Below are 23,083 nucleotides of genomic sequence, written 5' to 3'. Positions count from 1 at the left end.
TGAACGGGAGCCAGCTTATTCACCATTGGCAGGGCAGGTCAGCCCGGATCACGGTCGGCCCGCCCACCGGGCTGACCACGGTGATCACACCGTCGATCGTCGCGGCGCGGTCGGCCAGGCCGGCCAGCCCGCCGCCGGGCCGCACCTCGGCGCCGCCGTGGCCGTTGTCGGTGATCTCGACGACGACGTGGTCGTCCGTCCGCCACACCTTCACCGCCGCTTCGGACGCTCCGGAGTGCTTCGCGATGTTCGTCAGGGTCTCGCCGACGATGAAGTACGCCGTCGTCTCCACCGCGGCCGGCGGGCGCGGGTCCACGGTCACCGTCACGTCCACCGGGATCGGCGACTTCGCCGCCTGCGCCGAAAGCGCCGCGTCGAGCCCGCGGTCGCCGAGGACCGCCGGGTAGATGCCGCGCGCCAGGTCGCGCAGCTCCGACACCGCGAGCTTCGCGTCCGCGTGCGCCTCGTCTATCAGGTCGCGCACGCCCTCCGGGTCGTGGTCGAACTTCGACTTCGCGCGGCCCAGGCTCATCGCGACCGCGACCAGCCGCTGCTGCGCGCCGTCGTGCAGGTCACGCTCGATGCGGCGGCGTTCGGCCTCCGCCGCGTCGACCCCGCGGGCCCGTGAAGCCTGCAGCCGTTCGGCCTTCTGCTCCAGCCGCTTCGTGCGGTTCGGGCCCAGCAGCGCGACACCCAGCTCGCCGTGCAGCCAGCCCAGCCACGGGGTCACCCAGATCGCCATCGGCAGCAGCACGATCGACGCCAGCGCGATCCCGAGCTCCACGCAGGCCAGCGGGAACGCCGCCATCAGGTACGCCAGGTCACGCCACGTCGTCGGGTCGCTCAGCCGCGTCATCCACCGGCGGACCAGCGGCATCCCCTCGACCGCGCGCCGCTCCACCGGCGGCAGCGGCACCTGCAGCATCGACCCCAGCCAGCCCCGCTCGCGGTCCCCCGACCAGCGGACGAAGCTCGTCGTCGCGAGCAGGATCGGGAACCCGACCCACACCACGACCGTGCCCACCCCGACCGCGATCCCCGTCACGATCAGCACGAACTGCAGGATCCGGAAGACGAAGCTCACGATCATGTAGACGATCGTGCGGGCCGGGTTCGGCCGCGGGTGCTCCACCGGGTGCGCCTCGGTCATCCCGCCACCAGGTTCTTCTCTTCCGCTTCTTCCCACCAGCGCTCCATCCGACGGCGCTGCGCCACGGTCGGCCCCAGCAGCGCGTTCGCCAGCCGGGCGTGCAACCCCGCCAGCGCCTTCGTCAGCGCCACGGACAACGCGATGAACAGCACCCCCAGCGCTGCCCACGGTAGCGCTTCCACCGTCGAATCCACGCTCAGCCACCGCAGGTCGTACGACGGGAAGTAGTACGCGCCGTCCGGCAGCCACCGGAAGTAGATCGGCAGCCCCGCCAGCGCCAGGCTCGTCGACCAGAACGCCGTGACCAGCACGAACTCGACGATGCCCAGCGGGAACAGGACGAAGAAGTAGGCCAGGTCCCGCCACGTCGACAGGTCCTTCAGCCGCCCCTTCCACCGCAGCTTGTGCCCCTGCGCCGGCAAGGGCAGGTACGGCAGGTCGATGTACCGGTCCAGCAGCGCGTAGACCCGCGCGCGCTCCAGCCGGGCGGCCCCCCGCACCGCCAGCACGAGGAGCGCGAGCAGGCCCACGCCCACCCACACCACTGCGGTCCCCAGCCCGGCCGCCGTCAACGACGTCAGCAACGCGAACGCCGCCACCCCCAGCGGCAGGTTCATCAGCAGGAACACCACCGAACCGCCGAACGGCGGATCCCGCCTCTCGTCACCCATGACCAGGCTCCCTTCATCCCACGATGGCTCCCAGCCTCGCGGTTCGAGGGCCCGCCCGACATGGTGCGCGCGGGCATCCTCCCGGTAGGGCTAGCCCTACCCGCGGGAAGCAAAGCAGTGGCGGCACGCGTTATGATGGACAGGTTGTGTTCCCACCAAGGGGGTGAACGGTTTCGACTTTGGACGTTGATTCAGGAGAAGCGTGCCGGTGCAGGCGAGAGACCACCGTAAGCGTCATCGCAACCAAATAAGCGCCGACTCCAGTCAGCGCGAGTACGCCCTCGCCGCCTGAGCGAGTGCGTCTCTGTCGGCCCGGGTTCGCCTCCGGCCCGGGTACCGGCATCAGCTAGGAGGCTCAGCGGCAGTCCCGGCCACGGGGAACTGCCGTGAAGCAAACAGTGGCTGGGCTCGTCACCTCGGCTTGTTCGCGTGACCGAGGGGGCCAAGCAGAGACGTAGCGGACTGCGCACGGAGAAGTCCTGTTGATACGCCAGAGGACCCGGGTTCAATTCCCGGCACCTCCACTTCGGGAAGGCCCACGCCCCTTCGGGGCTGGGCCTTTCCTTCGTTCTCGGGTGCTTTTTTGGGGGTCGAACCCCCAAGCCCCCGCCAAGGGGCTCCGCCCCCTGGACCCCTCGGGGCTTCGCCCCGGGCCCTCTTCTGGGGCTCCGCCCCTTGCCCCCGTGGTGGTGCGAGTGAGGGGGGATCTTCCGGCTTGTGTGCCGGTTACCGACGGGAGGGGGCCGTCCGTCGACTGTGTGGTGGGGGCCACTTGTGGGTGAAGATTGTGTGAGTGTCATGCTGGAGACCCGACCATGGCTCCGCACCCGCTGGGGCCGGAAGTAGGTGGCCAGATGACCTGGGCCCGGCAAAATGGCAGCTCTACCGCCAATGACGAAGACAGCCGTATGGGTGTCATACGCGCTGAGGAGGCGGAACGGCTCGCCGAGCAGAATGACCGGGCGCTGATCACCGTGGCCGGCCACTCCTCGGATTCGAGGGAGTGCGCTGAGTTGCTCGCGATGCTCGGGCTTGATGTCGGGCGGCGGCAGCGGACCTCGGCCTGATTCTTTGCGGTCAGACGTCCGGGGCCTGGACCACTCTGTTTCGGCCGGCTGACTTCGCTTCGTAGAGCGCGGTGTCCGCCGCGTCGAGGAGGCGCTGCAGGCTTGGTGCGGTTCGTGGGTAGGTGGCGACTCCTATCGACACCGACAGGCCTGTGATCGAGGACTGTCCCAATGGGACGGTCAGGGTGCTGATCGCGGCACGGATTCGCTCGGCGATCGAGCTCACGCCCGGGTTGTCGATCACCGGGAGCAGGACCACGAATTCTTCGCCGCCGAAGCGTCCGACGGCGTCTTCGCGGCTGCGGACCGCCGAGGTGATCGTGCGGGCTACCGCCCGTAACACCGCGTCGCCCGCCAAGTGGCCGTGGGTGTCGTTCACCCCCTTGAAGTGATCCAGGTCCAGCATCAGCAGGCCGAACGTGCTGTTGTGGCGTTTCGCGTCGCGCAGGGTTCGTTCGGCCAGCCGGCGCCAGCCGCCCGCGTTGTGGAGACCCGTCTTGTCGTCGCGGTGCGCGGCGGTCTCCCACTGCTTCACCAGCACCGTCCGGTGGAGGAGCAGCACCTGGGGCAGCGCCAGGACCACCAGGCCCGGCAACGTCGCCGGCGCGAGTGCGGTCAGGGCGCCCAGGCACAGCGTGGCCATCTCCAGTCCGTTGTCCGACCACGTGCCGAACAACGCCACCGGCGTCCGGCCCGGCTCGCGGCGGGCGGGGAGCACCAGCAGCGCGTTGACCACGAAGAACGTCGCCAGGGACGCCGCCACCGCGAACGTTCCGGGCCAGCCGCGGGTCACCGCCGCGCGGATGTCCGCGGTGCCGGTCAGGTACAGGACCTCCTGGGCGGCGTGGCACGAGAGCAGGATGATCGCCGCGTTGCTGGTCGTGCGCCACACCGGCAGCAGCCGGTACCAGCTGCGCAGCGCCAGGTGCAGGTACAGCCCGGCGGCCAGGGCCGCGAGCAGCACCGGCGGGAGCAGCAGCACCCCCGCGAACGTCCACACCGACGTCATGTTGATGTGCGGCGCCTTCGCCAGCCGGCGCTGGTTCCGCTCGACCCGCCGCCCAATCTCGGCCTGGACCACCCCGAGGACCAGCAGCGTCCCGAGCGCGGCCAGCGTCCGCCGGTCGACCGGCACCGGGGACGGCCGCAGCATCAGCACCACTGCCGCGGCCTCGCTCACCAGGCAGTAGCCGGCCACGCGGGCACCTTGCTCCCACAGTGCCCAGCGCCGGAGCGTGCTCGTGGTGTCCATCGCCCCTGGAAACGGTAGATACCGTACGGAGCGGAATCGAGCCGTCCGGTGCGGGTTGGGCCGTTCGCCGCAGCACGTCAGCCCGGGTGGCCGCCGATTCTCGTCGTCAGGTCGGCGGCTGTCGCCGACACTTCCGCTGCCAGTTCGGGCCAGGTTTCTTCGCAGGGTTCCGTGGTGCAGTGGTGGCGCAGCGTCACGCTGATGGCCGCCATCGGGCGAGCCCCGTGGTCGAAGACCGCGCACGCCACCGAGGCGAAACCCTCGGTCACGTGGCCGTCTTCCACCGACCACCCCAGGGTCCGCTCGGCCGTCAGGGTGCGGCGCAGCTCGGCCAGCGTCCGGGGGCCGCGGTCGGTGCGGAGGACGAAGGCCGACGCCGAGGGGAACAGGGCCCGGACGTGCGGGGCCGGCAGGTGCCGCAGGATCGCGCGGCCGGACGCCGTGAGCTGGCCGGGCAGGCGGACGCCCACCTCGGTGACCAGCGTTTCCGGGCGGGCCGGGCGTTCCTTGATCAGGTACAGCGACTCGTTGCCGTGCAGGACACCCAGGTGTGCCGTGTGGCCGGCGCGGTCGACCAGCTTGCGCAGCAGCGGGCCCGCCAGGCGTTCGAGCGGGTCGTGGCGCAGGTAGGCCGAGCCCAGCTCGAAGGCCGCGATGCCCAGGCCGTAACGGCGTTCCGCGGGCAGGTGGACAACAAAGCCGGCCGCCTCCAGCTCGCTGAGCAGGTGGTACGTCGTCGAGCGGGGGAGACCCGCCTCGCGTGCGATCGCCGCCGCCGTGACCGGGCCGGGGCGCGTCGCCAGCAGGCGGAGCACCGCCAGGCCACGGCGCAGCGCCGGCACCTCGCTGCTGTCGCCCATCCCCCGAGCCTAACGTCTGGGATCCCAGACACAACCACCCGTTGAGGCATCCCACCAGCGGGAAGGACGTAGTCCAATGACCCCATGCCGGAAAAAGTGCTCCTGGGTTCGGAACCCCTGACCGCCGCCCAGGTGGTCGACGTCGTCCGGGGCCACGCGCCCGTCGGGCTCGGTGACGCGGCCGAGAAGAACCTCGCCGCGACCCGCCAGCACATCGAGAACCTCGCCCACGCCGTCACGCCCACCTATGGCGTCTCGACCGGCTTCGGCGCGCTCGCCACCCGACACATCGCCGTCGAGAGCCGGACCGCGCTGCAGCGCAGCCTGATCCGCTCGCACGCCGCCGGGGCCGGGCCCGCCGTCGAGACCGAGGTGGTCCGCGGGCTCATGCTGCTGCGGCTGCGGACCCTCGCCAGCGGGTACACCGGCGTCCGGCCGGGCACCGCGCAAACGCTTGCGGCCCTGCTCAACGCCGGTATCACCCCGATCGTCCACGAGTACGGCTCGCTCGGCTGCTCCGGTGACCTCGCCCCGCTCGCCGCCGTCGCGCTCGCGCTCATGGGCGAGGGCGAAGTGGTCCACAACGGCGTAACCAAGCCTGCGGGCGACGCGCTGAAGGAGGCCGGCATCGAGCCGGTCGTCCTCGCCGAGAAGGAGGGCCTCGCCCTCACCAACGGCACCGACGGCATGCTCGGCATGCTCCTGCTCGCCGCCGCCGACCTGCACCGGCTCTTCGACATCGCCGACCTCACCGCCGCGATGAGCGTCGAAGCCCTGCTCGGCACCGACCGCGCCTTCGCCGCCGACCTGCAGGCGCTGCGCCCGCACCCCGGCCAGGCGACGTCCGCCGCGCGGATGTGGCAGGCGCTGCAGGGGTCGAAGATCGTCGAGAGCCACCGCGGCCCGGACTGCAACCGTGTCCAGGACGCCTACTCGCTGCGCTGCGCCCCGCAGGTCCACGGCGCCGCGCGGGACAGCCTCGCGCACGCCGAGCTCGTCGGCGAGCGCGAGCTGATGTCCGCTGTGGACAATCCCGTGGTCCTCGCCGACGGCCGCGTCGAGTCCAACGGCAACTTCCACGGCGCGCCCGTCGCGTACGTGCTGGACTTCCTGGCCATCCCGGTCGCCGACGTCGCCAGCATCGCCGAGCGCCGCACCGACCGGATGCTCGACAAGGCGCGCTCGCACGGCCTGCCGCCGTTCCTCGCGCACGACCCCGGGGTCGACTCCGGCCACATGATCGCGCAGTACACGCAGGCCGCGATCGTCAGCGAGCTCAAGCGGCTCGCCGTGCCCGCGTCCGTCGACTCCATCCCGAGCAGCGCGATGCAGGAGGACCACGTCTCCATGGGCTGGTCGGCCGCGCGCAAGCTGCGCAAGGCCGTCGACGGCCTGACCACGGTCCTCGCCATCGAGCTGCTCACGGCGGCCCGCGCGCTCGACTTCCGGGCGCCGCTCGAACCGTCCCCGGTCACCGGACGCGTCCGGGGCCTGCTCCGCACCCAGGTCGCGGGCCCCGGCCCCGACCGGCACCTGGCGCCCGAGATCGCGGCCGCCGAAGAACTCGTCCGCTCCGGCGCCGTCCTCGACGCCGCCCGTCTGGAGGTCTGAGAATGTCCCGCGTAGTCCGTGCCGCCCGCGGCACCCAGCTCACCGCCAAGTCGTGGCAGACCGAAGCCGCGCTGCGGATGTTCCACAACAACCTCGACCCCGAGGTCGCCGAGCGGCCCGAGGACCTGGTCGTCTACGGCGGCACCGGCAAGGCCGCCCGCAACTGGCCCAGCTTCGACGCGATCACGCGTGAGCTGACCGCGCTGGAGGTCGACGAGACGCTGCTCGTGCAGTCCGGCAAGCCGGTCGGCGTGTTCCGCACGCACGAGTGGGCGCCGCGGGTGCTCATCGCGAACTCGAACCTGGTCGGCGACTGGGCGACCTGGCCCGAGTTCCGCCGCCTCGAGCAGCAGGGCCTCACGATGTACGGCCAGATGACGGCCGGCTCGTGGATCTACATCGGCACCCAGGGCATCCTCCAGGGCACCTACGAGACGTTCGCCGCCGTCGCGAAGAAGAAGTTCGGCGGCACCCTGCGCGGGACCTTGACCGTGACCGCCGGGCTCGGCGGCATGGGCGGCGCGCAGCCGCTCGCGGTGACCATGAACGACGGCGTCGCGCTCGTCATCGAGTGCGACCCGCAGCGCGCGCAGCGCCGCGTCGAGCACCGCTACCTGGACGAGGTCTCCGGCGACCTCGACCACGCCATCGAGCGCGTCACCCGCGCGAAGCGGGAGAAGCGGCCGCTGTCGGTCGGTGTTGTCGGCAACGCCGCCGAGGTGCTGCCGGAGCTGCTGCGCCGCGGGGTCGAGGTCGACATCGTCACCGACCAGACCTCCGCGCACGACCCGCTTTCCTACCTGCCCAAGGGCATCAGCGTCGAAGACTGGCACGACTACGCGGCCAAGAAGCCCGACGAGTTCACCGACCGCTCGCGCGAGTCGATGGCCGACCACGTCGAGGCGATGCTCGGGTTCATGGACAAGGGCGCGGAGGTCTTCGACTACGGGAACTCCCTGCGCGGTGAGGCCAAGCTCGGCGGCTGCGAGCGCGCGTTCGACTTCCCGGGATTCGTGCCCGCCTACATCCGCCCGCTGTTCTGCGAGGGCAACGGCCCGTTCCGCTGGGCCGCGCTCTCCGGTGACCCCGAGGACATCGCGGCGACCGACCGCGCGATGCTGGAACTGTTCCCGGAGAACGAGTCCCTCGCCCGCTGGATCAAGCTGGCCGGCGAACGGGTTGCCTTCCAAGGACTTCCGGCCCGCATCTGCTGGCTGGGTTACGGCGAGCGGCACCTGGCCGGCCTGCGGTTCAACGAGATGGTCGCCAGCGGCGAGCTGAAGGCGCCGGTCGTGATCGGCCGTGACCACCTCGACTCCGGCAGTGTCGCCTCGCCGTACCGCGAGACCGAGGGCATGGCCGACGGCTCCGACGCGATCGCCGACTGGCCGCTGCTCAACGCGCTCGTCAACACCTCCTCGGGCGCCAGCTGGGTGTCGATCCACCACGGCGGCGGGGTCGGCATGGGCCGCTCGATCCACGCCGGCCAGGTCAGCGTCGCCGACGGGACGCCGCTGGCCGCGCAGAAGCTCGAGCGGGTGCTCACGAACGACCCGGGCATGGGTGTCATCCGGCACGTCGACGCCGGGTACGACCGCGCGGCCGAGGTCGCCGACGAACGCGGTGTGCGCATCCCGATGCGGGACGACGCGTGACGGCCTCCGGGCTGCTGGGAGAGATCGATGACGTCGGGCGCGACGCGAAGCGCGGCGGGTACTCCCGCCACGCTTTCGACGCACCCGAGCACGACCTGCGCGAGTGGTTCGTCGACCGCGCGTTGGGCCTCGGGCTGGACGTCGAGACCGACCGCAACGGCAACATCTGGGCCTGGTGGGGGCCGCCCGGGCGCAACGCCGTGGTGACCGGCAGCCACCTCGACTCGGTGCCCGGCGGTGGCGCGTTCGACGGCCCGCTCGGGGTCGTCAGCGCGCTGGCGGCCGTGGAAGCCTTGCAGGGAAAGGGCTTCCGGCCGCGCCGGCCGCTCGCCGTGGTGGTCTTCGCCGAAGAGGAGGGTGGCCGCTTCGGCGTCCCCTGCCTCGGCTCGCGGCTGCTCACCGGGACGATCGACCCCGACAAGGCACGCGGCCTGCGGGACGCCGACGGCGTCACGTTCGCCGAAGCGGCGAAGAGGGCCGGGATCGACCCGGCGCGGATCGGGCCGGACACCGACCGGCTCGACCGGATCGGGCAGTTCCTCGAGCTGCACGTCGAGCAGGGACGCGGGCTGATCGACCTCGGCGCGCCGGTCGCCGTCGGAAGCACCGTGATCGCCCACGGCCGGTGGCGGTTCTCGTTCGCGGGGCAGGGAAACCACGCCGGGGCGACGCTCCTGGCCGACCGCGTGGACCCGATGCTGCCCGCCGCGGAGACGGTCACCGCCGTCCGCCGGCTGGCCGCGAAGGTGCCGGACGCGCGGGCGACCGTCGGCCGCCTGGTCCCGACACCCGGCGGCACGAACGTCATCGCGTCCACAGTGGACCTGTGGCTCGACGCGCGGGTGCCCGGTGAGGGCACGCCGGCGCTGGTCGCGGAGATCAGCCGGGCGGCGTCGGACGCGGCGCGGGAGGAGGGCTGCCGGGTCGAGGTGACGCGTGAGTCGTACTCCGGCGACGTCGTGTTCGACGACACCCTCCGCGACGCCCTCGGCGGCTGGCTCGGCGGGGTGCCGGAGCTGCCGACCGGCGCCGGGCACGACGCGGCGATCCTCGCCGGGTTCGTCCCGGCGGGCATGCTCTACGTGCGCAACCCGACCGGCATCAGCCACTCGCCGGAGGAGTTCGCCGAGGCGGCGGACGTCGAGGCCGGGGCGCGGGCGCTGGCCACGGCGCTGGAGGAGCTGGCGCGATGACCTTCTGGTGCGAACAGGCCTGGCTGCCCGGCGGGATCGCTTCCGGGGTGCGGATCGAGGTGTCGGGACCGGAGATCACGGCGGTGACGCCGGACTCGCCGCGCACCGGCACTGTCCTGAACGGACTGACCCTGCCCGGGTTCGCGAACGGCCATTCGCACGCGTTCCACCGGGCGCTGCGCGGCCGGACGCACCACGAGCGCGGCACGTTCTGGACGTGGCGCGAGCGGATGTACTCGCTCGCGTCGCGTCTTGATCCGGACAGCTACCACCGGCTGGCGCGCGGCGTCTACGCCGAGATGGTCCTGGGCGGTTACACGAGCGTGGGGGAGTTCCACTACCTGCACCACGCTCCCGGTGGGAAGCCGTACGCCGACCCGAACGTGATGGGGGAGGCGCTGCGGCAGGCCGCGGCGGACGCCGGGATCCGGCTCACCCTGCTCGACACGTGTTACCTCGCGGGCGGCATCGGTGTTGAACCCGACGAAGTCCAGCAGCGGTTCTCCGACGGTTCCGCGGAAAACTGGGCCGCCCGGGTCTCGGCGCTGAAGGAAGACGACCTGTTCCGGGCCGGCGCGGCGATCCATTCGGTCCGGGCCGTTCCGGCGGACCAGCTGTCGCTTGTGGACAGTGCGCGGGTTGTGCACATCCACCTTTCCGAGCAGCGGGCGGAGAACGAACAGTGCGTGGCCGCCTACGGCCGCACGCCGACCGAGCTGCTCCACGACCGCGGCGTGCTGACCGACCGGCTGGTCGCCGTGCACGCCACGCACCTGACGCCGTCGGACATCACGCACCTGGGCGGCGCGCGGGCCCGCGCGTGCTTCTGCCCGACCACCGAACGCGACCTCGGTGACGGCATCGGCCCGGCCCGCGCCCTGCTCGACGCGGGTGTGCGGCTCGGTGTCGGCAGCGACAGCAACGCCGTTGTCGACGCCTTCGAAGAGACCCGCGCGCTGGAGCTGGACGACCGGCTCGCCAGCGAGGAACGCGGCCGGTTCAGCGCGGAGGAGCTGCTCGAGGCGGGGACGGACCACGCGGCCGTCGGCTGGGCCGGGGTGGGGCGGCTCGAGGCGGGCGCGGGCGCGGACCTCGTCACGGTCTCGCTGGGTTCGGTGCGCACCGCGGGGATCGAGCCGTCCGGGATCGTGTACGCCGCGTCAGGGGCCGACGTCCGGCACGTCGTCGTCGCGGGCCGCGAGGTCGTGCGGGACGGCGCGCACCAGCTGATCGAACGACCGGAAACCTTGCTGGCTAAGGAGATCGAGGCACTGTGGCAGTCCTGATCACGGGAATCGGCGAGCTGACGACCAACGACCCGGAGCTGGGCCGGCTGACCGGCGCGGCCCTGGTGCTCGACGGCACCCGGGTCGCCTGGGTGGGGCCGACGGCGAGCGCGCCCGACGCTGACGAGCACATCGACGTCGAAGGCCGCGCGGTGCTGCCCGGCTGGGTCGACAGCCACACGCACCTCGTCTTCGCCGGGGACCGCACCGCCGAGTTCGAAGCCCGGATGGCCGGAAAACCTTACACCGCGGGCGGAATCGCGACGACGGTCGGCGCGACGCGTGAGGCGTCCGACGAGCAGCTGGCGGCCAACCTGCGTCGCCACGTCGACGAGGCGGCCCGGCAGGGGACCACCTGCCTGGAGACGAAGACGGGCTACGGGCTCACCGTCGCGGACGAGGCCCGGAGCGCCCGGATCGCGGGCGAGGTGGCGGACGAGGTCACGTTCCTCGGCGCGCACCTGGTCCCGCCGGGCGCCGACGCAGAGTCCTATGTGGACCTTGTCTGCGGCGAGATGCTCGACGCTGTCGCGGAAAGCGTGCGCTGGGCGGACGTGTTCTGCGAGACCGGCGCGTTCGACGAAGCCCAGTCGGCGCGGGTCCTCAAAGCCGCGGCGGAGCGCGGGCTCGGCCTGCGGGTGCACGGCAACCAGCTCGGCGAAGGCCCCGGTGTGCGGCTCGCGGTGGAGCTGGGCGCGGCGAGCGTCGACCACTGCACGTACCTTTCGGACGCCGACGTCGAGGCCCTGGCCGGGTCGGACACCGTGGCGACGCTGCTGCCCGCGTGCGACCTGTCGACCCGTCAGTCCCTGGCCCCGGCGCGGCGGCTGCTGGACGCGGGCGCGACGGTCGCGCTGGCCAGCAACGCCAACCCGGGCAGCTCGTACACGACGTCGATGGCCTTCTGCGTCACGACCGCGGTGCTCCAGATGCGGATGACGGTCGAAGAGGCCGTGTGGGCGGCGACGGCGGGCGGCGCGAAGGCGTTGCGCCGCACCGACGTCGGCGTGCTGCGGCCGGGCGCGCGGGCGGACGTCCACGTGCTCGACGCGCCTTCGGTGACGCACCTGGCGTACCGCCCCGGCGTGCCGCTCACCAGAATGGTGTGGCGCGCGGGAGATCTCGTGCGCTAACGTCGAAGGCGAGGACGCGCGAAGACACAGTCCGGTATGGGTTAGTCCGGGCGGCATCAGCAGGCTTACCTGTGCGTCCCTTCCTCGCAAGCGACGAAGGGACAGCTGTGTCTGTGATCATCATCGGCGCCGGTCTCGGTGGCCTGAGCCTCGCGCACGGCCTGCGCCGGGCCGGGATTTCGTGCCAGGTCTACGAACGCGACGACTCGCCGGAGACCCGGAAGCAGGGCTACCGGCTGCACATCAGCGGGGTCGGCGACACGGCACTGCACGACGTGCTGAGCCCGGAGCTGCACGCGCTCTTCCGCGCCACCGCGGGCCGGGCCCGGCCGCACACGAACATCTACGACGACCGCCTGCGGCTGGTCAGGCGGCTGGTGGACGACGGCGTCCACCTGAACATCAACCGCTTCACCCTGCGGCAGATCCTGCTGCACGGCCAGGAAGTCTCCTACGGCAAACGATTCACGCGCTACGAAACCGACGAAGACGGCGTGACAGCGCATTTCGCCGACGGGACTTCCGCCCGGGGTAGCCTGCTGGTGGGCGCGGACGGCGTCAACTCCCCGGTGCGGCGGCAGTACCTGCCGCACGCGGAGGTCGTCGACGCCGGGCTGGTGCACCTCTACGGCCGGATCCCGCTCACCACCGAGACCCGCGCGATGTTCGAGCCCGAGATGTTCGCCGTGTTCTCGATGATGGTCGGGCCGGACCGGACGATGGCCGGGTTCGCGCCGGTCGACTACCCGGAGCCGGTCGCCGACGCGTGCCGGCGGCTGGTGCCCGGCCTCCGGCTGCGTGACGACGAGCCGTACATGACCTGCTCGGTCGGGGCCCGCTGGGAAACCGTCGGTCACGACGAGGCCGGGCTCGCGGAGCTGACCCCCGGTGATCTGCAGAAGATCGCGCTGCGGCTGGTCGACGGCTGGCACCCGCTCGCGCGGGCGATGGTCGAGCACTGGGACGTCCCGTCGACGTTCCCGCAGCCGATCCGCACGAGCGTGCCGATCGGGCCGTGGGAGCCGTCGCGGGTGACGCTGGTCGGCGACGCGATCCACGCGATGAGCCCGGCCGCGGGGGCGGGCGCCAACACCGCGTTGCGCGATGGTGCGGTGCTGGCGTCCGCGCTGGCCGGGGCTCCGCTGCTCGAAGCCGTGGCGGGCTACGAATCCGCGATGCGGGACTACGGGTTCGCCGCGGTGCGGGAGTCCGCCGAGAACGGGCGCCGTTACCTCGGGCAGAACCCGCTCACAGCGGGAGCGTGAACGGCGTGCACTTCGGCGAGTAGCCCGGGTCGAGCGCGTGCAGGATCAAACCGGTGACGTTCGGGTCGATCGCCTGGGAGAGGTGGCCGGACGCGTCCGCGGCGCAGAAGTCCTGCAGGACGATGTCCGTCGTGCCGGGTTCGTTCAGGATGCCGCTGGTGTAGGGCGTGACGACCTCGTCGTACTTGCTGACGATGCTCGTGTACGTCGGCCCGGCCACGTGCACCCCGCCGCGGGCGAGGTCGTTCAGGAACGCCGAGGGCGCCAGGTATTCGCTGCACGCGCCGCACGCCGTGTTCAGGACCCACTGGAGGCCCGGGACCGTCGTCAGCAGGGCCTTGGCCAGCGCGTCGAGGCCCTGCAGCGTGGTGCCGCGGTAGTTCGCGCCGAAGCCGACGAAGTGCGCGACCTTGGCCGCGCCGCCGCCGAACTTGAGGTAGTACGCGGGCATCGTGCTGCCTTCGGAGTGCCCGACGATGTCGACCTTCGCCGCGCCGGTGCTGGTGCGGACGCGGTCGACGAACCGGCCCAGCTGCGCGGCGCTGTCCCGCATGGACGCGAGCCCGCCGACGGTGGGGCCGAGGATGCCGGTGCCGTAGGTCAGCGAGAAGACGCAGTACCCCTGCGCGGCGATCTTCGGCGCGTGGAAGAACCAGTTGACCGTGTCGTTCGCGCCGAGGCCGTGCACCAGCACGACGGGCTCCGGGTGCTGGGTCGTGGGCCGGCACGACCAGTTGTTCCAGCCGCTGCTCGGCGCCGCTTCGGCGACTGCCGGCGCGACCGCGCCGAAGGTGAGCGCCGCGGCGAGAACGGCCAGGGTTCGCTTGACACCGCCGTTGGTGACCCGCATTCCGTAACCTCCAGTTACCCGTCAGTACGTGACGCAGCTCATGATCGGTCACAGGGTGCGGGAAGCGACCTGGGACAACGCTCAGAGATGGTGACGATTCTTTGTGTCGGGTCACAATCAGGCTGTCCGGCCGCACGACCGATCATGGACTTGACTGTTCCGACGGCGTGACAGGGAGAAGACATGCGACGGCTGTGGCTCGTGGCGCTCATGATGGCCGCTCTGGTGGTTCCGCAAGCCGCGCAGGCGGCGCCGGTGAGCTGGGACCAGCCCGGTCCGTTCGCCGTCGTCAGCGAAGCCCTCGACGCCACCCACACCGTCTTCCGCCCGGCCGACCTCGGCGGCGGCCGGCACCCGGTGATCGTCTGGGGCAACGGCACCGGCGCGGTCCCCGCCGTCTACGCGGGACTGCTGCGCCACCTCGCGTCCTACGGCTTCGTCGTGGCGGCCGCCGACACGGTGAACTCCGGTACCGGCCGGGAAATGCTCGACGGCGCCCGCACGCTCGTCGCCGAGAACGCCCGGCCCGGCAGCCGGTACTTCGGCCGGATCGACACCGCGCACATCGGCGCGACCGGGCACTCCCAGGGCGGCGGCGGGGCCATCGCCGCGGGCGCCGACCCGCTCGTCACCACCACCGTCCCGATCGAGCCCGGACCGCTCGGGTCGGTGCCCGCGCTGCACGGCCCGGTGCTCTTCCTCGGCGGCCAGCTCGACGTCGTCGTGCTGCCGGGACTGCTGGTGATTCCGCGCTATTACGCGGCTTCGCAGGTCCCCGCGGTCTACGGCGAGCTCGCCGGGGCCACCCACTTCACCCCGGCCGGCGACGGCGGCGGCTTCCGCGGCGCGATCACCGCGTGGTTCCGGTACTGGCTGGCGGGTGACCAGCAGGCGCGCGGTGTCTTCTTCGGACCGGGGTGCACGCTCTGCGCGGATCCGGCGTGGTCGAAGGTGCTACGCAACGCTCACGCGCTCGACGTCTGACGTCTTGCGGGCGCTGACGGCGAGCCCGGTCAGCGCGATCAGGCCGCAGAGCCACGCGAACCAGTCGCCGAAGCGGGTGTACGGCGTGTGGCCCGAGCCGAGCGGGACGTCGGCGACGACCACCGAGAACGGCCGGTCGCCGGTGTGGGTGTCGGCGAGGACGTGGCCCTGGGCGTCGGCCAGCATCGGCGTGCCGCGGGCCGCGCTCCACGCGACCGAGAAACCGTTCTCGACCCCGCGGATCAGCGCCGTGCGGCTGTGGGCCCAGCCGTCGGTGTCCTCGTCGGACGCCGGGATGAGCACCAGGCCGGTGCCGGCGTCGCCGTAGTCGCCGCTGGGGTCGGCGAAGTTGACGTCCATGCACACCATCAGCCCGATTCCGGCGAGGTGCGCGGTTTCGGTCCCGGACACGATGTTCTTGGAGTCCCCGTTGTGCCACTTGTGGTATTCAACGGGCGCGCCGGTCGGCGGGACGGCGAGGGCGGCGTTGAACCGGCCCTGGGGCGTGGTGTCGTAGACGCCGGTGACCACGTCGAGGTTCTTCGCGCGGGCCACCTCGGCGAAGGCTTCGACCAGGCCCGGCCGGCTCGCCGTGTCGACGGCGAAGGCGGCTTCGGGCAGCACGACGGCCTGGACGCCGTCCGGCAGCATGCGGATCTGGTCCACATAGGACTGGACGAGCGCTCGGCCCTCGGCGGTCGTGACGTCGACCGCCCAGTGGTTCTGCCCCGGCGCGACGAGCGCGACCCGGGTTGTCTTGCCGGTGAGCGGCGGCGTGGTCCAGACCGCGAGGGCGGCCAGCCCGGCGGCGACGAACACCAGGCCGGCGAGCCGGGTGAGGCCGCCCACCCGCGGGGCCAGCGCGGCGGCGACCACGGCCGGGACGAACAGGACGAGGAACTCGACGCCCCAGCCGCCGGTGACCGCCGCGATCCGCAGCACGGACGGCCGGTCTGCCTGGGTGGTCATCAGGGTGTCCATCAGCCCGGTCGGGTTGAGCAGCGAGACGACGTAGAGCGCGGCCGTCCACAACGCGGGCGCGGCCGGCGCCGCGAGAAAACCGTGGCCCCGCCGGACGAGCAGCCGGAACAGCCCGACCGCCAGCGCGAACAGCACCGCGCTGCCGCCGAGGATCGCGACCGCGGCCGGGCGCGGGATCGACAGCGAGTGCCAGAAGTAGCTCCAGTCCCGGGAGCTGCCCGCGAGGTAGGCGGCGAACGCGCAGGCCATCGCGGCCGCGCCGGGCACGCGGGGCGCGAGCAGGAGGACCGGCAGCGGCGCCAGCCACGCCAGCTCGGGCACGGGATCCATCCCGGCTCCGAAGAAGAACAACACCGCCGACGCCGCCGTCGCGACCACCGCCCAGACCGGCTTGCCCATCGCGGCCCCCTCTCGTCCGGGTCCGACGGTCGCAGCCCGCGGGCGCCGGAACACTGGGACGAACCCCCGTTTCCGAGGTCGGGCCGGCCCTACCCTGTCCGGAATGTCGGGCTTGTCAGGGAAGCGCTTCCCGGTTCATTGAGAGTTCAGTCAGCCGTCACGCGCTCGGGATCGGGCCGCGGGCATCCCGGAAGTAGCGTCATGACCGACTTCGGGACGGGAGACCTGGATGGACTTCTCGCTGATCGTGCTGGTGGTGATCGTGGCCGCCCTGGCCTTCGACTTCACCAACGGTTTCCACGACACAGCCAACGCGATGGCCACCTCGATCGCCACGGGCGCGCTCAAGCCGAGAATCGCGGTCGCGGTCTCCGCGGTCCTGAACCTCGTCGGCGCGTTCCTCTCGATCGAGGTGGCGAAGACGATCTCCGGCGGGATCGTGGACGACACGAAGGTGACGCCGGTGATCATCTTCGCCGGGCTGGTCGGGGCCATCGTCTGGAACCTGGTGACCTGGCTGATCGGGCTGCCCTCGAGCTCGTCGCACGCCCTCTTCGGCGGGCTGATCGGCGCCACCTGGATCGCCTCGGGCTCCGACGCCGTCCACTTCGGGAAGGTCGTCGAGAAGGTCCTCATCCCGGCGCTCGCCTCGCCGATCGTCGCGGGCATCGTCGCGACGCTGGGCACCTTCCTCGTCTACCGGATCACCGCCCGGGCCAAGGAAGGCACCGTCGGCCGCACCTTCAAGGCCGGCCAGATCGCCTCGGCCTCGCTGGTCTCGCTCGCGCACGGCACGAACGACGCGCAGAAGACCATGGGTGTCATCACGCTGACGCTGATCGCGTCCGGCTCGCTCCCGGCCGGCTCGGGCCCGCCGATCTGGGTGATCCTGACCGCCGGCACCGCGATCGCGCTCGGCACCTACCTCGGCGGCTGGCGGATCATCCAGACGATGGGCAAGAAGCTCACGGAAATCCAGACGCCGCAGGGCTTCGCGGCCGAGACCAGTGCCGCGGCGGTCATCCTGACCTCGGCCCACCTCGGCTTCGCGCTGTCCACCACGCACGTCTGCTCGGGCGGCATCATCGGGTCGGGCCTCGGCCGCCGGCTCGCCGAGGTCCGCTGGGGCGTCGCGGGCAAGATGGTCGTGGCGTGGGCGCTGACGCTGCCGGCCGCCGCGATCGTCGGCGCGGTCGCCGCCGAGGTCTCGACGCTCGGCAGCTGGGGCACCGTTCTGATCGGCATCGCCGGCGTCGTCATCGCGGTGGGCATCTACCTCGCGTCGCGGCGGAACCCGATCAACGCCAACTCCGTCACCGAGCCCGGCGTGCAGGCGCCGGCCAACGCCTGAGGAGCGCCGTGAACATCGATTGGGGTTCCCTCGGTCTCGTCTTCGTGGTCGCGCTCGGCGCGGTCGTGGTGCTGACGAGCCTCTTCTCCTTCGGCGTGGTGGGCCTGTCCCAGCGCGAGTCGGCCCGCGAGGCGGGCGGCTCGGGCACCGGCCCGCTGGTCGGGTCGGTCCTCTGCTTCGTCGTCTGCCTGGCGATCGTCGCCTACGGGATCTACTTGATCGTCGCCTGAGCGCGTTCGCGCAGTCCTTCCGGAAGCCCGCCGAGCAACGGCTTGACCGTCGCCCGGCGGGCTTCGTCCAGGTGGCCCAGCAGGTCCAGGGCGGGGACCCAGAGGTCCTCGTCGGCGCCGGCCGTGGTGATCAGCCGGCCGAGCCGGTGGGCCGGCAGCAGGCCGACGACGTGGTCGATGCGGCTCTTGTCGTCGAGCACGAACGCGATCCGCAGCAGGCCGGGGTCGTCGATCTCCTCGAGCGCGCGGCGCACGGTCGGGTCCGGCAGGTGCCCGACGAACCGGCCGAGCGTGATCCAGTCCGCCTTGCCCGCCAGCTCGTTCGCCACCGCGAGCACGGTGTCCAGCGGGATGCGCGAGATGATCGCGCTCGCCCGCCGCGGGTCGAGGTCCGCCGCGACCTCCGCCAGGAATCGAGGGCTCAGGCGCTTCGCGACGTCCACCCCGCGGGCGACGTCGACCACTCCGGCGATCCGGGCGCACAGCAGCGGGCCGAACACCTTCTCGGCGATCTTCGCGAGCACCCCGCCGGGCAGCAGCCGGGCCGCGAGCGCCATCCGCTGCAGCACGGCGATGTTCGCGTCGAACAGCGTGTCGGTGACCTGGTCGCGGAACGCCCGCAGGTCGCCGGCGTCGACCCGGGCGAGGTACTCGAGCCGCTCCGGCTCGACGCCCAGGACGCGGGCCAGCTTGAGGATCTCGGCTTCGGCCTCGTAGTCCGTCACAGGCCGACCGCCTTCCGGACCGCGCCGCGCAGCAGCGCGGGGACGTACCGGAGGCCTTCCTCGCCCGCCTCGGCGAGCGCTTTCGCCTGCCGCCTGCGTGCGTCACGCAGGGCGTCGGCGAGGTCCTGCCGCTCGTGCTCTTCGAGGGCCTCGATGCCTTCGGGGAGGGGACCGCCCAACTGCTCGGCGAGTGTGCGCTCGGCCATGGTGGATCATGATGCATCATGCGGGGCATGAGCATCGAGACGTCCACGGTCCGTGTCGGCGACCTCTCCGCGTACCTGGCCCGCCCGGACGGCGGCTCGGCGGCCGGGATGCTGCTCCTGCCGATGATCACCGGCATCGGCGCACAGGTCCGGGCCTGGGCCGGCGAGCTGGCGGAGCGCGGGATCACGACGTTGACCTGGGACGTCTTCCACGGCGCGAGCACCGACAACACCTCGCGCGAGGACCTCGGCGCGAAGCTCGGCGAGCTGCGCGACGAGACCGCCCTGGCCGAGCAGACGGTGCTGCTCGACCACCTCCTCGGCGACCTCGGCTGCACGTCGGCCGGGGTCATGGGCTGGTGTCTCGGCGGCCGGTTCGCGCTCCTGCTCGGGGCGCGTGACCAGCGGCTTTCCGGGGTGGTGGCGTACCACCCGACGGTCCGCGACCCGGCGCCGCCGAACCACGACCTGGACGCGGTCGCTTTGTCGACAGAGATCACCGCGCCCGTGCTCGTCGCCTACCCGGAGGCCGACTCGGTCGTTTCGCACGAGACGTTCGCCCGCCTGCAGACGGCGTTGCAGTCCCGGCCGCGCGGCGCGACGTTCACCCAGCACTTCCCGGGCGCCGAGCACGGCTTCAGCGACTCCGCCCGGCACGGGACAGCCGTCAACGCCGACGCCTTCGCGTTGTCTTGGCCGCAGACCCTGGTGTTCCTCGACACGCTCACCTGAACCGTAGCTTTCACGTGAAAGCGGCGTCCTTGACTTTCGGCAGTGGTCCGCGCCGGTCACGGGTTGTAGCTTCGGTGCGGTGCGAGAGGTGACGAAGCGCAGGTGGCGCGTGGTGCTGGACGTGCTGCTGGGCACGTTCCTCGCCTTCATCGTCGCCACCGGCACCCTGGGCACGCAGTCCTGGTGGGAGCTGGCCGGCGGGCTCGCCGTGGTCGCCGGGTCGGTCGCGACCGCGCGGCGGTACCCGGCCGTCTCGCTCGGGATCGCGCTGGCCGGGGCGCTCGCCGTGCCGTTCCCGTACCGCGACCGCGTGCCCGTGTGGGTGGTGTTCGTCCTGGTCGCGATGAGCTATCTCGCCGCGTTGCGGATGGACCGGGCGCGGCCCGGCCTGCTGGTCGGCGCGGCCGTGGTGGTGGCCGGGCTGCCGCTGGCGCTGCTCGTCGGCCCGGACGGCGTCGGCGACTGGGCCGCGATGGTCGCCATCCTCGTGTTCGCCGGGCTGTCGCCGTGGCTGCTCGGCCGGTACGTCCGGCTGCGCGGCGAGCTGGCCCGCACCGGCTGGCGCCGGGCCGAGGAGATGGAGAGCCGGCAACGGCTGGTCGCCGACCAGGCGCGGCTGCGCGAGCGCGCGCGGATCGCCAGCGACATGCACGACTCGCTCGGCCACGAGCTGAGCCTGATCGCCGTCCGCGCCGCGGCGCTCGAGGTCGCGGGCGGTCTCGACGACGTCCAGCGTGACGCCGCGACGCAGCTGCGGACCAGTGCCGCCGCCGCGACCGAGCGGCTGCGCGAGATCATCGGCGTGCTGCGCGAGGACGCTGCGCCCACCGAACCCGTGCAGGGTGACCTCGGCGAGCTCATCTCGCGCGCCCGCGCGTCCGGCCTGCTCATCGAGGCAGGAGTGGACATCGGCGCGGCCCCGCCGATGGTCGCCCTCGCGGCTTACCGCGTGGTGCAGGAAGGCCTGACCAACGTCGCGAAGCACGCGCCCGGTGCCGCCGTGACCGTGCGCGTCACCAGCACCGGCGCGCGGACCGACGTCAGCGTGGTCAACGAGCCGCCGCCCGCCGGACCCCTGCCGGGCGCCGCGTCCGGGCACCGCGGGCTGATCGGCCTGCGGGAACGCGTCCGGCTGGTCGGCGGGACGCTGCAGGCCGGGCCGCGCGAAGGCGGGTTCGCCGTCACCGCGGCCCTGCCGCACGACGCCGCGCCGGTCGAGGAGAGCGCGGAGCTGCGGGAGGCCGCCGACGACGCCGTCGGGCAGTCGACGTCGGCCCGCGCGCTGGAGCTGGCCCGGCGGGACGTCCGGCGGAGCCTGATCCTCGCAGTCGCCGTGCCGCTGGCGCTGTTCGGGCTGGTCCTCGCGATCGGCGGGATCGTGTTCCTCTACCAGTGGAACTCCTCCGAGCTGCCCGGCCCGGCCTACGACGCGATGCGGCTCGGGCAGGCGCGCGCCGACCTGGTGCCGCGGCTGCCCGAGAACCAGCGCCTCGCCCGGCCGACCCGCGGCGAGCCGGCGCTGCCGCCGGTGGCCGGGGTCGCGTGTGAGTACTACGGCGCCGGACGCACGTGGCTCAACGACGACTACGCCGCGTACCGGCTGTGCTTCGCCGACGGGAAGCTCGTGTCCAAGGACTGGTTCGCCGAGGGGGCAAAGTGATCAGGGTCGTGCTGGCCGACGACGAGGCGATGATGCGCGCGGGGGTGGCGGCGATCCTCGGCGCGGACACCGGGATCGAGGTGGTCGCCGAGGCCGCCGACGGCCGGGAGGCGGTCGAGAAGGTGCTCGGCACGCAGCCGGACGTCGTGCTGCTCGACATCCGGATGCCCGGGCTGGACGGCCTGGGCGCGGCGGCCGAGATCCGGCGGCTGCTGCCCGCGGTCGGCGTCATCATGCTGACGACGTTCGGCGAAGACGAGTACATCGAGCGGGCGCTCGGCCTCGGCGCGGGCGGGTTCCTGCTCAAGTCGGGGGACCCGCGGGAGCTGCTGGCCGGTGTCCACGCCGTCGCCGACGGCGCCGCGTTCCTGTCGCCGAAGGTGGCTCAGCGGGTGATCGCGCGGCTGTCCGGCGGACAGCTTTCGCGCGCCGCCGCGGCGCGCGAGCGGATCGCCGTGCTGACCCCGCGCGAGCGGGAAGTGCTGACGCTGCTGGGGTCCGGACTGTCCAATGCGGACATCGCGGCGAAGATCTTCGTCGTCGAGGGCACGGTGAAGGCGCACGTGAGCACGATCCTGACCCGGCTCGGGGTGAAGAACCGGGTGCAGGCGGCGATCACGGCGTACGAGGCGGGGCTGGTCGGGGGAGACGCGGAGGCCGCCAGCCGCTGATCGAGGCGCCGGAGCGGGCCACCAGCTTCGACGGGACGAGCCGCGCCAGCGTGGTCCGCAGGGCGATCGCGACGGGGTTGGTCAGCTGCGGCCCGACCTTGCCCGCGCGGACGGACGCCCGCGCGACGTGCTGGCTGCGCGGCCGCCGCTCGGCGTCGTAGCGCCGCAGGGCGGCCTCAACGGACTCCACTGTGGACACGGCGTGCGCGAGCACCACGGCGTCTTCGAGGGCCTGGCAGCCACCTTGGCCGAGGAACGGCGGCATGGCGTGCGCGGCGTCGCCGAGCAGGGCGACCCGGCCCCGGACGTACGTCTTCAGCGGCGTGCCGAGGTGGTAGAGGTCGTGGTGGAGCAGGGCTTCCGGCGGCGTGGCGCCGATCAGCTCGGGGATCGGGTCGGGCCAGTCGCCGAAATGCTCCTTCAGGTACGCCTTGAGATCGGCCGGGCGGGCGTCCGGCTCGGTGACGTACGAGACCCACCAGTAGACGTCGTCGCCGGTCAGCGGGAGCACGCCGATCTCGGTGCCGCGGTCGAAGCTGGTGCTCAGCCCGGGTTTCCGCGCCGGGCGTGCGATGCCGCGGAACGCCGTGCTGCCGCAGTGGACCGGCTCCGGGTGGTTCGGGAAGAGTGCGCGGCGGACCGGGCTGCGGATGCCGTCGGCGGCGACGACCAGGTCGGCGCGCAGCTCTCCGCCGGTGAAGCGGACCAGGCCGTCCTCGGTCACCTCGGTGACTTCGGCGCCGGTGCGGAGGCGGTCGGCGGGCAGGGCGTCGGCCAGGCCGGTGATGAGGTCGGCCCGGTGGATCCCGGTCAGCGGCCGCCCGTGGTAGCGCTCGAACGCGGCGGCGTCCCAGCGCGCGAGCCACCGGCCCCGGCGGTCGCGGAGCCCGGCCCGCGTCTGGACGGCGAGGCGGTCACCGAGGTCGACGCCGAGCTCGTCCAGGCAGCGCAGGGCGTTCGGCCAGAGGGAGATCCCGGCGCCGACGTCGCCGAACCCCGGCGCCTGCTCGAGCACGGTGACCGCCCAGCCGGCCCGGTGCAGCCCGATCGCCGCGCCCAGCCCGCCGATGCCCCCGCCGACCACGACCGCGTGCATGACCCCTCCTCTACATCTGTAGAGCACTCTACGCCTGTAGAGTGGCCGGGTGGAA

22 protein-coding genes and 1 other RNA gene are annotated in these 23,083 nt (G+C 72.5%); 14 read left to right on the top strand and 9 right to left on the bottom strand.

Annotation, left to right across the window (positions count from 1 at the left end):
• Positions 1–19: 19 nt before the first annotated feature.
• Both ACZ61C_RS32730 and ACZ61C_RS32725 read right to left on the bottom strand, forming a co-directional pair.
• Positions 20–1,150, bottom strand: a complete 1,131-nt coding sequence (locus ACZ61C_RS32730) for a sensor histidine kinase (protein WP_465311720.1) — start codon at positions 1,148–1,150, stop codon at positions 20–22.
• Positions 1,147–1,821 (bottom strand): sensor domain-containing protein, encoded by a 675-nt coding sequence (locus tag ACZ61C_RS32725; RefSeq protein ID WP_465311719.1) that lies wholly within the window; start codon positions 1,819–1,821, stop codon positions 1,147–1,149. The genes ACZ61C_RS32730 and ACZ61C_RS32725 overlap by 4 nt, the downstream gene beginning before the upstream one ends.
• A 159-nt stretch (positions 1,822–1,980) precedes the next feature.
• Between ACZ61C_RS32725 and ssrA the strand changes: the two genes are divergently transcribed.
• Positions 1,981–2,348, top strand: a transfer-messenger RNA (tmRNA) gene (ssrA, locus tag ACZ61C_RS32720).
• A gap of 327 nt (positions 2,349–2,675) precedes the next feature.
• A complete protein-coding gene (locus ACZ61C_RS32715; protein ID WP_465311718.1) occupies positions 2,676–2,888 on the top strand; it encodes a hypothetical protein in 213 nt (70 codons plus the stop codon).
• Positions 2,889–2,898: 10 nt separating this feature from the next.
• Here ACZ61C_RS32715 and ACZ61C_RS32710 read toward each other — a convergent pair whose 3' ends face one another.
• Together ACZ61C_RS32710 and ACZ61C_RS32705 are read right to left on the bottom strand one after the other, a co-directional pair.
• Entirely contained in the window at positions 2,899–4,086 is a 1,188-nt protein-coding gene (locus ACZ61C_RS32710) for a GGDEF domain-containing protein (protein ID WP_465311717.1), read from the bottom strand.
• 131 nt (positions 4,087–4,217) lie between these two features.
• Complete coding sequence (locus ACZ61C_RS32705) at positions 4,218–5,000, bottom strand: IclR family transcriptional regulator (protein ID WP_465311716.1); 783 nt, start codon at positions 4,998–5,000, stop codon at positions 4,218–4,220.
• An 84-nt stretch (positions 5,001–5,084) separates the two neighbouring features.
• Between ACZ61C_RS32705 and hutH the strand changes: the two genes are divergently transcribed.
• From hutH to ACZ61C_RS32675, 6 genes are all read left to right on the top strand, one after another.
• Entirely contained in the window at positions 5,085–6,611 is a 1,527-nt protein-coding gene (gene hutH / locus ACZ61C_RS32700; RefSeq protein WP_465311715.1) for a histidine ammonia-lyase, read from the top strand.
• Positions 6,612–6,613: 2 nt separating this feature from the next.
• Positions 6,614–8,266 (top strand): urocanate hydratase, encoded by a 1,653-nt coding sequence (gene hutU / locus ACZ61C_RS32695; RefSeq protein ID WP_465311714.1) that lies wholly within the window; start codon positions 6,614–6,616, stop codon positions 8,264–8,266.
• Entirely contained in the window at positions 8,263–9,459 is a 1,197-nt protein-coding gene (locus ACZ61C_RS32690) for an allantoate amidohydrolase (RefSeq protein ID WP_465311713.1), read from the top strand. Before hutU ends, ACZ61C_RS32690 begins: the two co-directional genes overlap by 4 nt.
• Positions 9,456–10,745: a formimidoylglutamate deiminase gene (locus ACZ61C_RS32685; RefSeq protein ID WP_465311712.1), complete on the top strand. Its 1,290-nt coding sequence runs from the start codon at positions 9,456–9,458 to the stop codon at positions 10,743–10,745. Before ACZ61C_RS32690 ends, ACZ61C_RS32685 begins: the two co-directional genes overlap by 4 nt.
• Positions 10,733–11,878 carry an imidazolonepropionase gene (gene hutI, locus ACZ61C_RS32680; RefSeq protein ID WP_465311711.1) on the top strand — a complete coding sequence of 382 codons (1,146 nt, stop codon included), beginning with the start codon at positions 10,733–10,735 and terminating at the stop codon, positions 11,876–11,878. Before ACZ61C_RS32685 ends, hutI begins: the two co-directional genes overlap by 13 nt.
• 107 nt (positions 11,879–11,985) lie before the next feature.
• A complete protein-coding gene (locus tag ACZ61C_RS32675) occupies positions 11,986–13,143 on the top strand; it encodes an FAD-dependent oxidoreductase (RefSeq protein ID WP_465311710.1) in 1,158 nt (385 codons plus the stop codon).
• On the opposite strand, the gene ACZ61C_RS32670 is transcribed toward ACZ61C_RS32675, so the two are convergent.
• Positions 13,127–13,993, bottom strand: a complete 867-nt coding sequence (locus ACZ61C_RS32670) for a lipase family alpha/beta hydrolase (protein WP_465311709.1) — start codon at positions 13,991–13,993, stop codon at positions 13,127–13,129. The genes ACZ61C_RS32675 and ACZ61C_RS32670 overlap by 17 nt on opposite strands.
• Before the next feature lie 183 nt (positions 13,994–14,176).
• Here ACZ61C_RS32670 and ACZ61C_RS32665 point away from each other — a divergent pair, with 183 nt between their 5' ends.
• Positions 14,177–14,977 carry a poly(ethylene terephthalate) hydrolase family protein gene (locus ACZ61C_RS32665; protein ID WP_465311708.1) on the top strand — a complete coding sequence of 267 codons (801 nt, stop codon included), beginning with the start codon at positions 14,177–14,179 and terminating at the stop codon, positions 14,975–14,977.
• Here the strand turns inward: ACZ61C_RS32665 and ACZ61C_RS32660 are convergent.
• Positions 14,948–16,357 carry an acyltransferase gene (locus tag ACZ61C_RS32660; RefSeq protein ID WP_465311707.1) on the bottom strand — a complete coding sequence of 470 codons (1,410 nt, stop codon included), beginning with the start codon at positions 16,355–16,357 and terminating at the stop codon, positions 14,948–14,950. The two genes, ACZ61C_RS32665 and ACZ61C_RS32660, sit on opposite strands and share 30 nt — an antisense overlap.
• Before the next feature lie 229 nt (positions 16,358–16,586).
• Between ACZ61C_RS32660 and ACZ61C_RS32655 the strand changes: the two genes are divergently transcribed.
• Both ACZ61C_RS32655 and ACZ61C_RS32650 read left to right on the top strand, forming a co-directional pair.
• Positions 16,587–17,708: an inorganic phosphate transporter gene (locus ACZ61C_RS32655; protein ID WP_465311706.1), complete on the top strand. Its 1,122-nt coding sequence runs from the start codon at positions 16,587–16,589 to the stop codon at positions 17,706–17,708.
• Between the two features lie 8 nt (positions 17,709–17,716).
• Positions 17,717–17,938 carry a hypothetical protein gene (locus ACZ61C_RS32650; protein ID WP_465311705.1) on the top strand — a complete coding sequence of 74 codons (222 nt, stop codon included), beginning with the start codon at positions 17,717–17,719 and terminating at the stop codon, positions 17,936–17,938.
• On the opposite strand, the gene ACZ61C_RS32645 is transcribed toward ACZ61C_RS32650, so the two are convergent.
• Together ACZ61C_RS32645 and ACZ61C_RS32640 are read right to left on the bottom strand one after the other, a co-directional pair.
• Entirely contained in the window at positions 17,920–18,663 is a 744-nt protein-coding gene (locus ACZ61C_RS32645) for a hypothetical protein (RefSeq protein ID WP_465311704.1), read from the bottom strand. The genes ACZ61C_RS32650 and ACZ61C_RS32645 overlap by 19 nt on opposite strands.
• Positions 18,660–18,869 carry a hypothetical protein gene (locus ACZ61C_RS32640; RefSeq protein WP_465311703.1) on the bottom strand — a complete coding sequence of 70 codons (210 nt, stop codon included), beginning with the start codon at positions 18,867–18,869 and terminating at the stop codon, positions 18,660–18,662. The genes ACZ61C_RS32645 and ACZ61C_RS32640 overlap by 4 nt, the downstream gene beginning before the upstream one ends.
• Positions 18,870–18,896: 27 nt before the next feature.
• Here ACZ61C_RS32640 and ACZ61C_RS32635 point away from each other — a divergent pair, with 27 nt between their 5' ends.
• The 3 genes from ACZ61C_RS32635 to ACZ61C_RS32625 all read left to right on the top strand — a co-directional run bounded on the left by ACZ61C_RS32635 (position 18,897) and on the right by ACZ61C_RS32625 (position 21,932).
• On the top strand, positions 18,897–19,601 hold the full coding sequence (locus tag ACZ61C_RS32635; RefSeq protein WP_465311702.1) for a dienelactone hydrolase family protein: 705 nt from the start codon (positions 18,897–18,899) through the stop codon (positions 19,599–19,601).
• A gap of 79 nt (positions 19,602–19,680) precedes the next feature.
• Entirely contained in the window at positions 19,681–21,261 is a 1,581-nt protein-coding gene (locus ACZ61C_RS32630; RefSeq protein WP_465311701.1) for a sensor histidine kinase, read from the top strand.
• On the top strand, positions 21,258–21,932 hold the full coding sequence (locus ACZ61C_RS32625; protein ID WP_465311700.1) for a response regulator transcription factor: 675 nt from the start codon (positions 21,258–21,260) through the stop codon (positions 21,930–21,932). Before ACZ61C_RS32630 ends, ACZ61C_RS32625 begins: the two co-directional genes overlap by 4 nt.
• Here the strand turns inward: ACZ61C_RS32625 and ACZ61C_RS32620 are convergent.
• Positions 21,877–23,028, bottom strand: a complete 1,152-nt coding sequence (locus ACZ61C_RS32620) for an FAD-dependent monooxygenase (protein WP_465311699.1) — start codon at positions 23,026–23,028, stop codon at positions 21,877–21,879. The two genes, ACZ61C_RS32625 and ACZ61C_RS32620, sit on opposite strands and share 56 nt — an antisense overlap.
• Positions 23,029–23,083 lie beyond the last annotated feature (55 nt).

This window comes from Amycolatopsis sp. NPDC104587 (assembly GCF_055583645.1).
The sequence above is the reverse complement of the archived record's forward strand: the minus strand, read 5'-3'. Positions and strand labels throughout refer to the sequence as shown.

Coding starts and splice junctions, on each gene's coding strand:
- ACZ61C_RS32665 (WP_465311708.1), top strand. CDS start 14,177: ATGCGACGGCTGTGGCTCGTGGCGCTCATGATGGCCGCTCTGGTGGTT.
- hutH (WP_465311715.1), top strand. CDS start 5,085: ATGCCGGAAAAAGTGCTCCTGGGTTCGGAACCCCTGACCGCCGCCCAG.
- ACZ61C_RS32730 (WP_465311720.1), bottom strand. CDS start 1,150: ATGACCGAGGCGCACCCGGTGGAGCACCCGCGGCCGAACCCGGCCCGC.
- ACZ61C_RS32640 (WP_465311703.1), bottom strand. CDS start 18,869: ATGGCCGAGCGCACACTCGCCGAGCAGTTGGGCGGTCCCCTCCCCGAA.
- ACZ61C_RS32660 (WP_465311707.1), bottom strand. CDS start 16,357: ATGGGCAAGCCGGTCTGGGCGGTGGTCGCGACGGCGGCGTCGGCGGTG.
- ACZ61C_RS32655 (WP_465311706.1), top strand. CDS start 16,587: ATGGACTTCTCGCTGATCGTGCTGGTGGTGATCGTGGCCGCCCTGGCC.
- ACZ61C_RS32670 (WP_465311709.1), bottom strand. CDS start 13,993: ATGCGGGTCACCAACGGCGGTGTCAAGCGAACCCTGGCCGTTCTCGCC.
- ACZ61C_RS32725 (WP_465311719.1), bottom strand. CDS start 1,821: ATGGGTGACGAGAGGCGGGATCCGCCGTTCGGCGGTTCGGTGGTGTTC.
- ACZ61C_RS32635 (WP_465311702.1), top strand. CDS start 18,897: ATGAGCATCGAGACGTCCACGGTCCGTGTCGGCGACCTCTCCGCGTAC.
- hutU (WP_465311714.1), top strand. CDS start 6,614: ATGTCCCGCGTAGTCCGTGCCGCCCGCGGCACCCAGCTCACCGCCAAG.
- ACZ61C_RS32685 (WP_465311712.1), top strand. CDS start 9,456: ATGACCTTCTGGTGCGAACAGGCCTGGCTGCCCGGCGGGATCGCTTCC.
- ACZ61C_RS32715 (WP_465311718.1), top strand. CDS start 2,676: ATGACCTGGGCCCGGCAAAATGGCAGCTCTACCGCCAATGACGAAGAC.
- ACZ61C_RS32620 (WP_465311699.1), bottom strand. CDS start 23,028: ATGCACGCGGTCGTGGTCGGCGGGGGCATCGGCGGGCTGGGCGCGGCG.
- ACZ61C_RS32705 (WP_465311716.1), bottom strand. CDS start 5,000: ATGGGCGACAGCAGCGAGGTGCCGGCGCTGCGCCGTGGCCTGGCGGTG.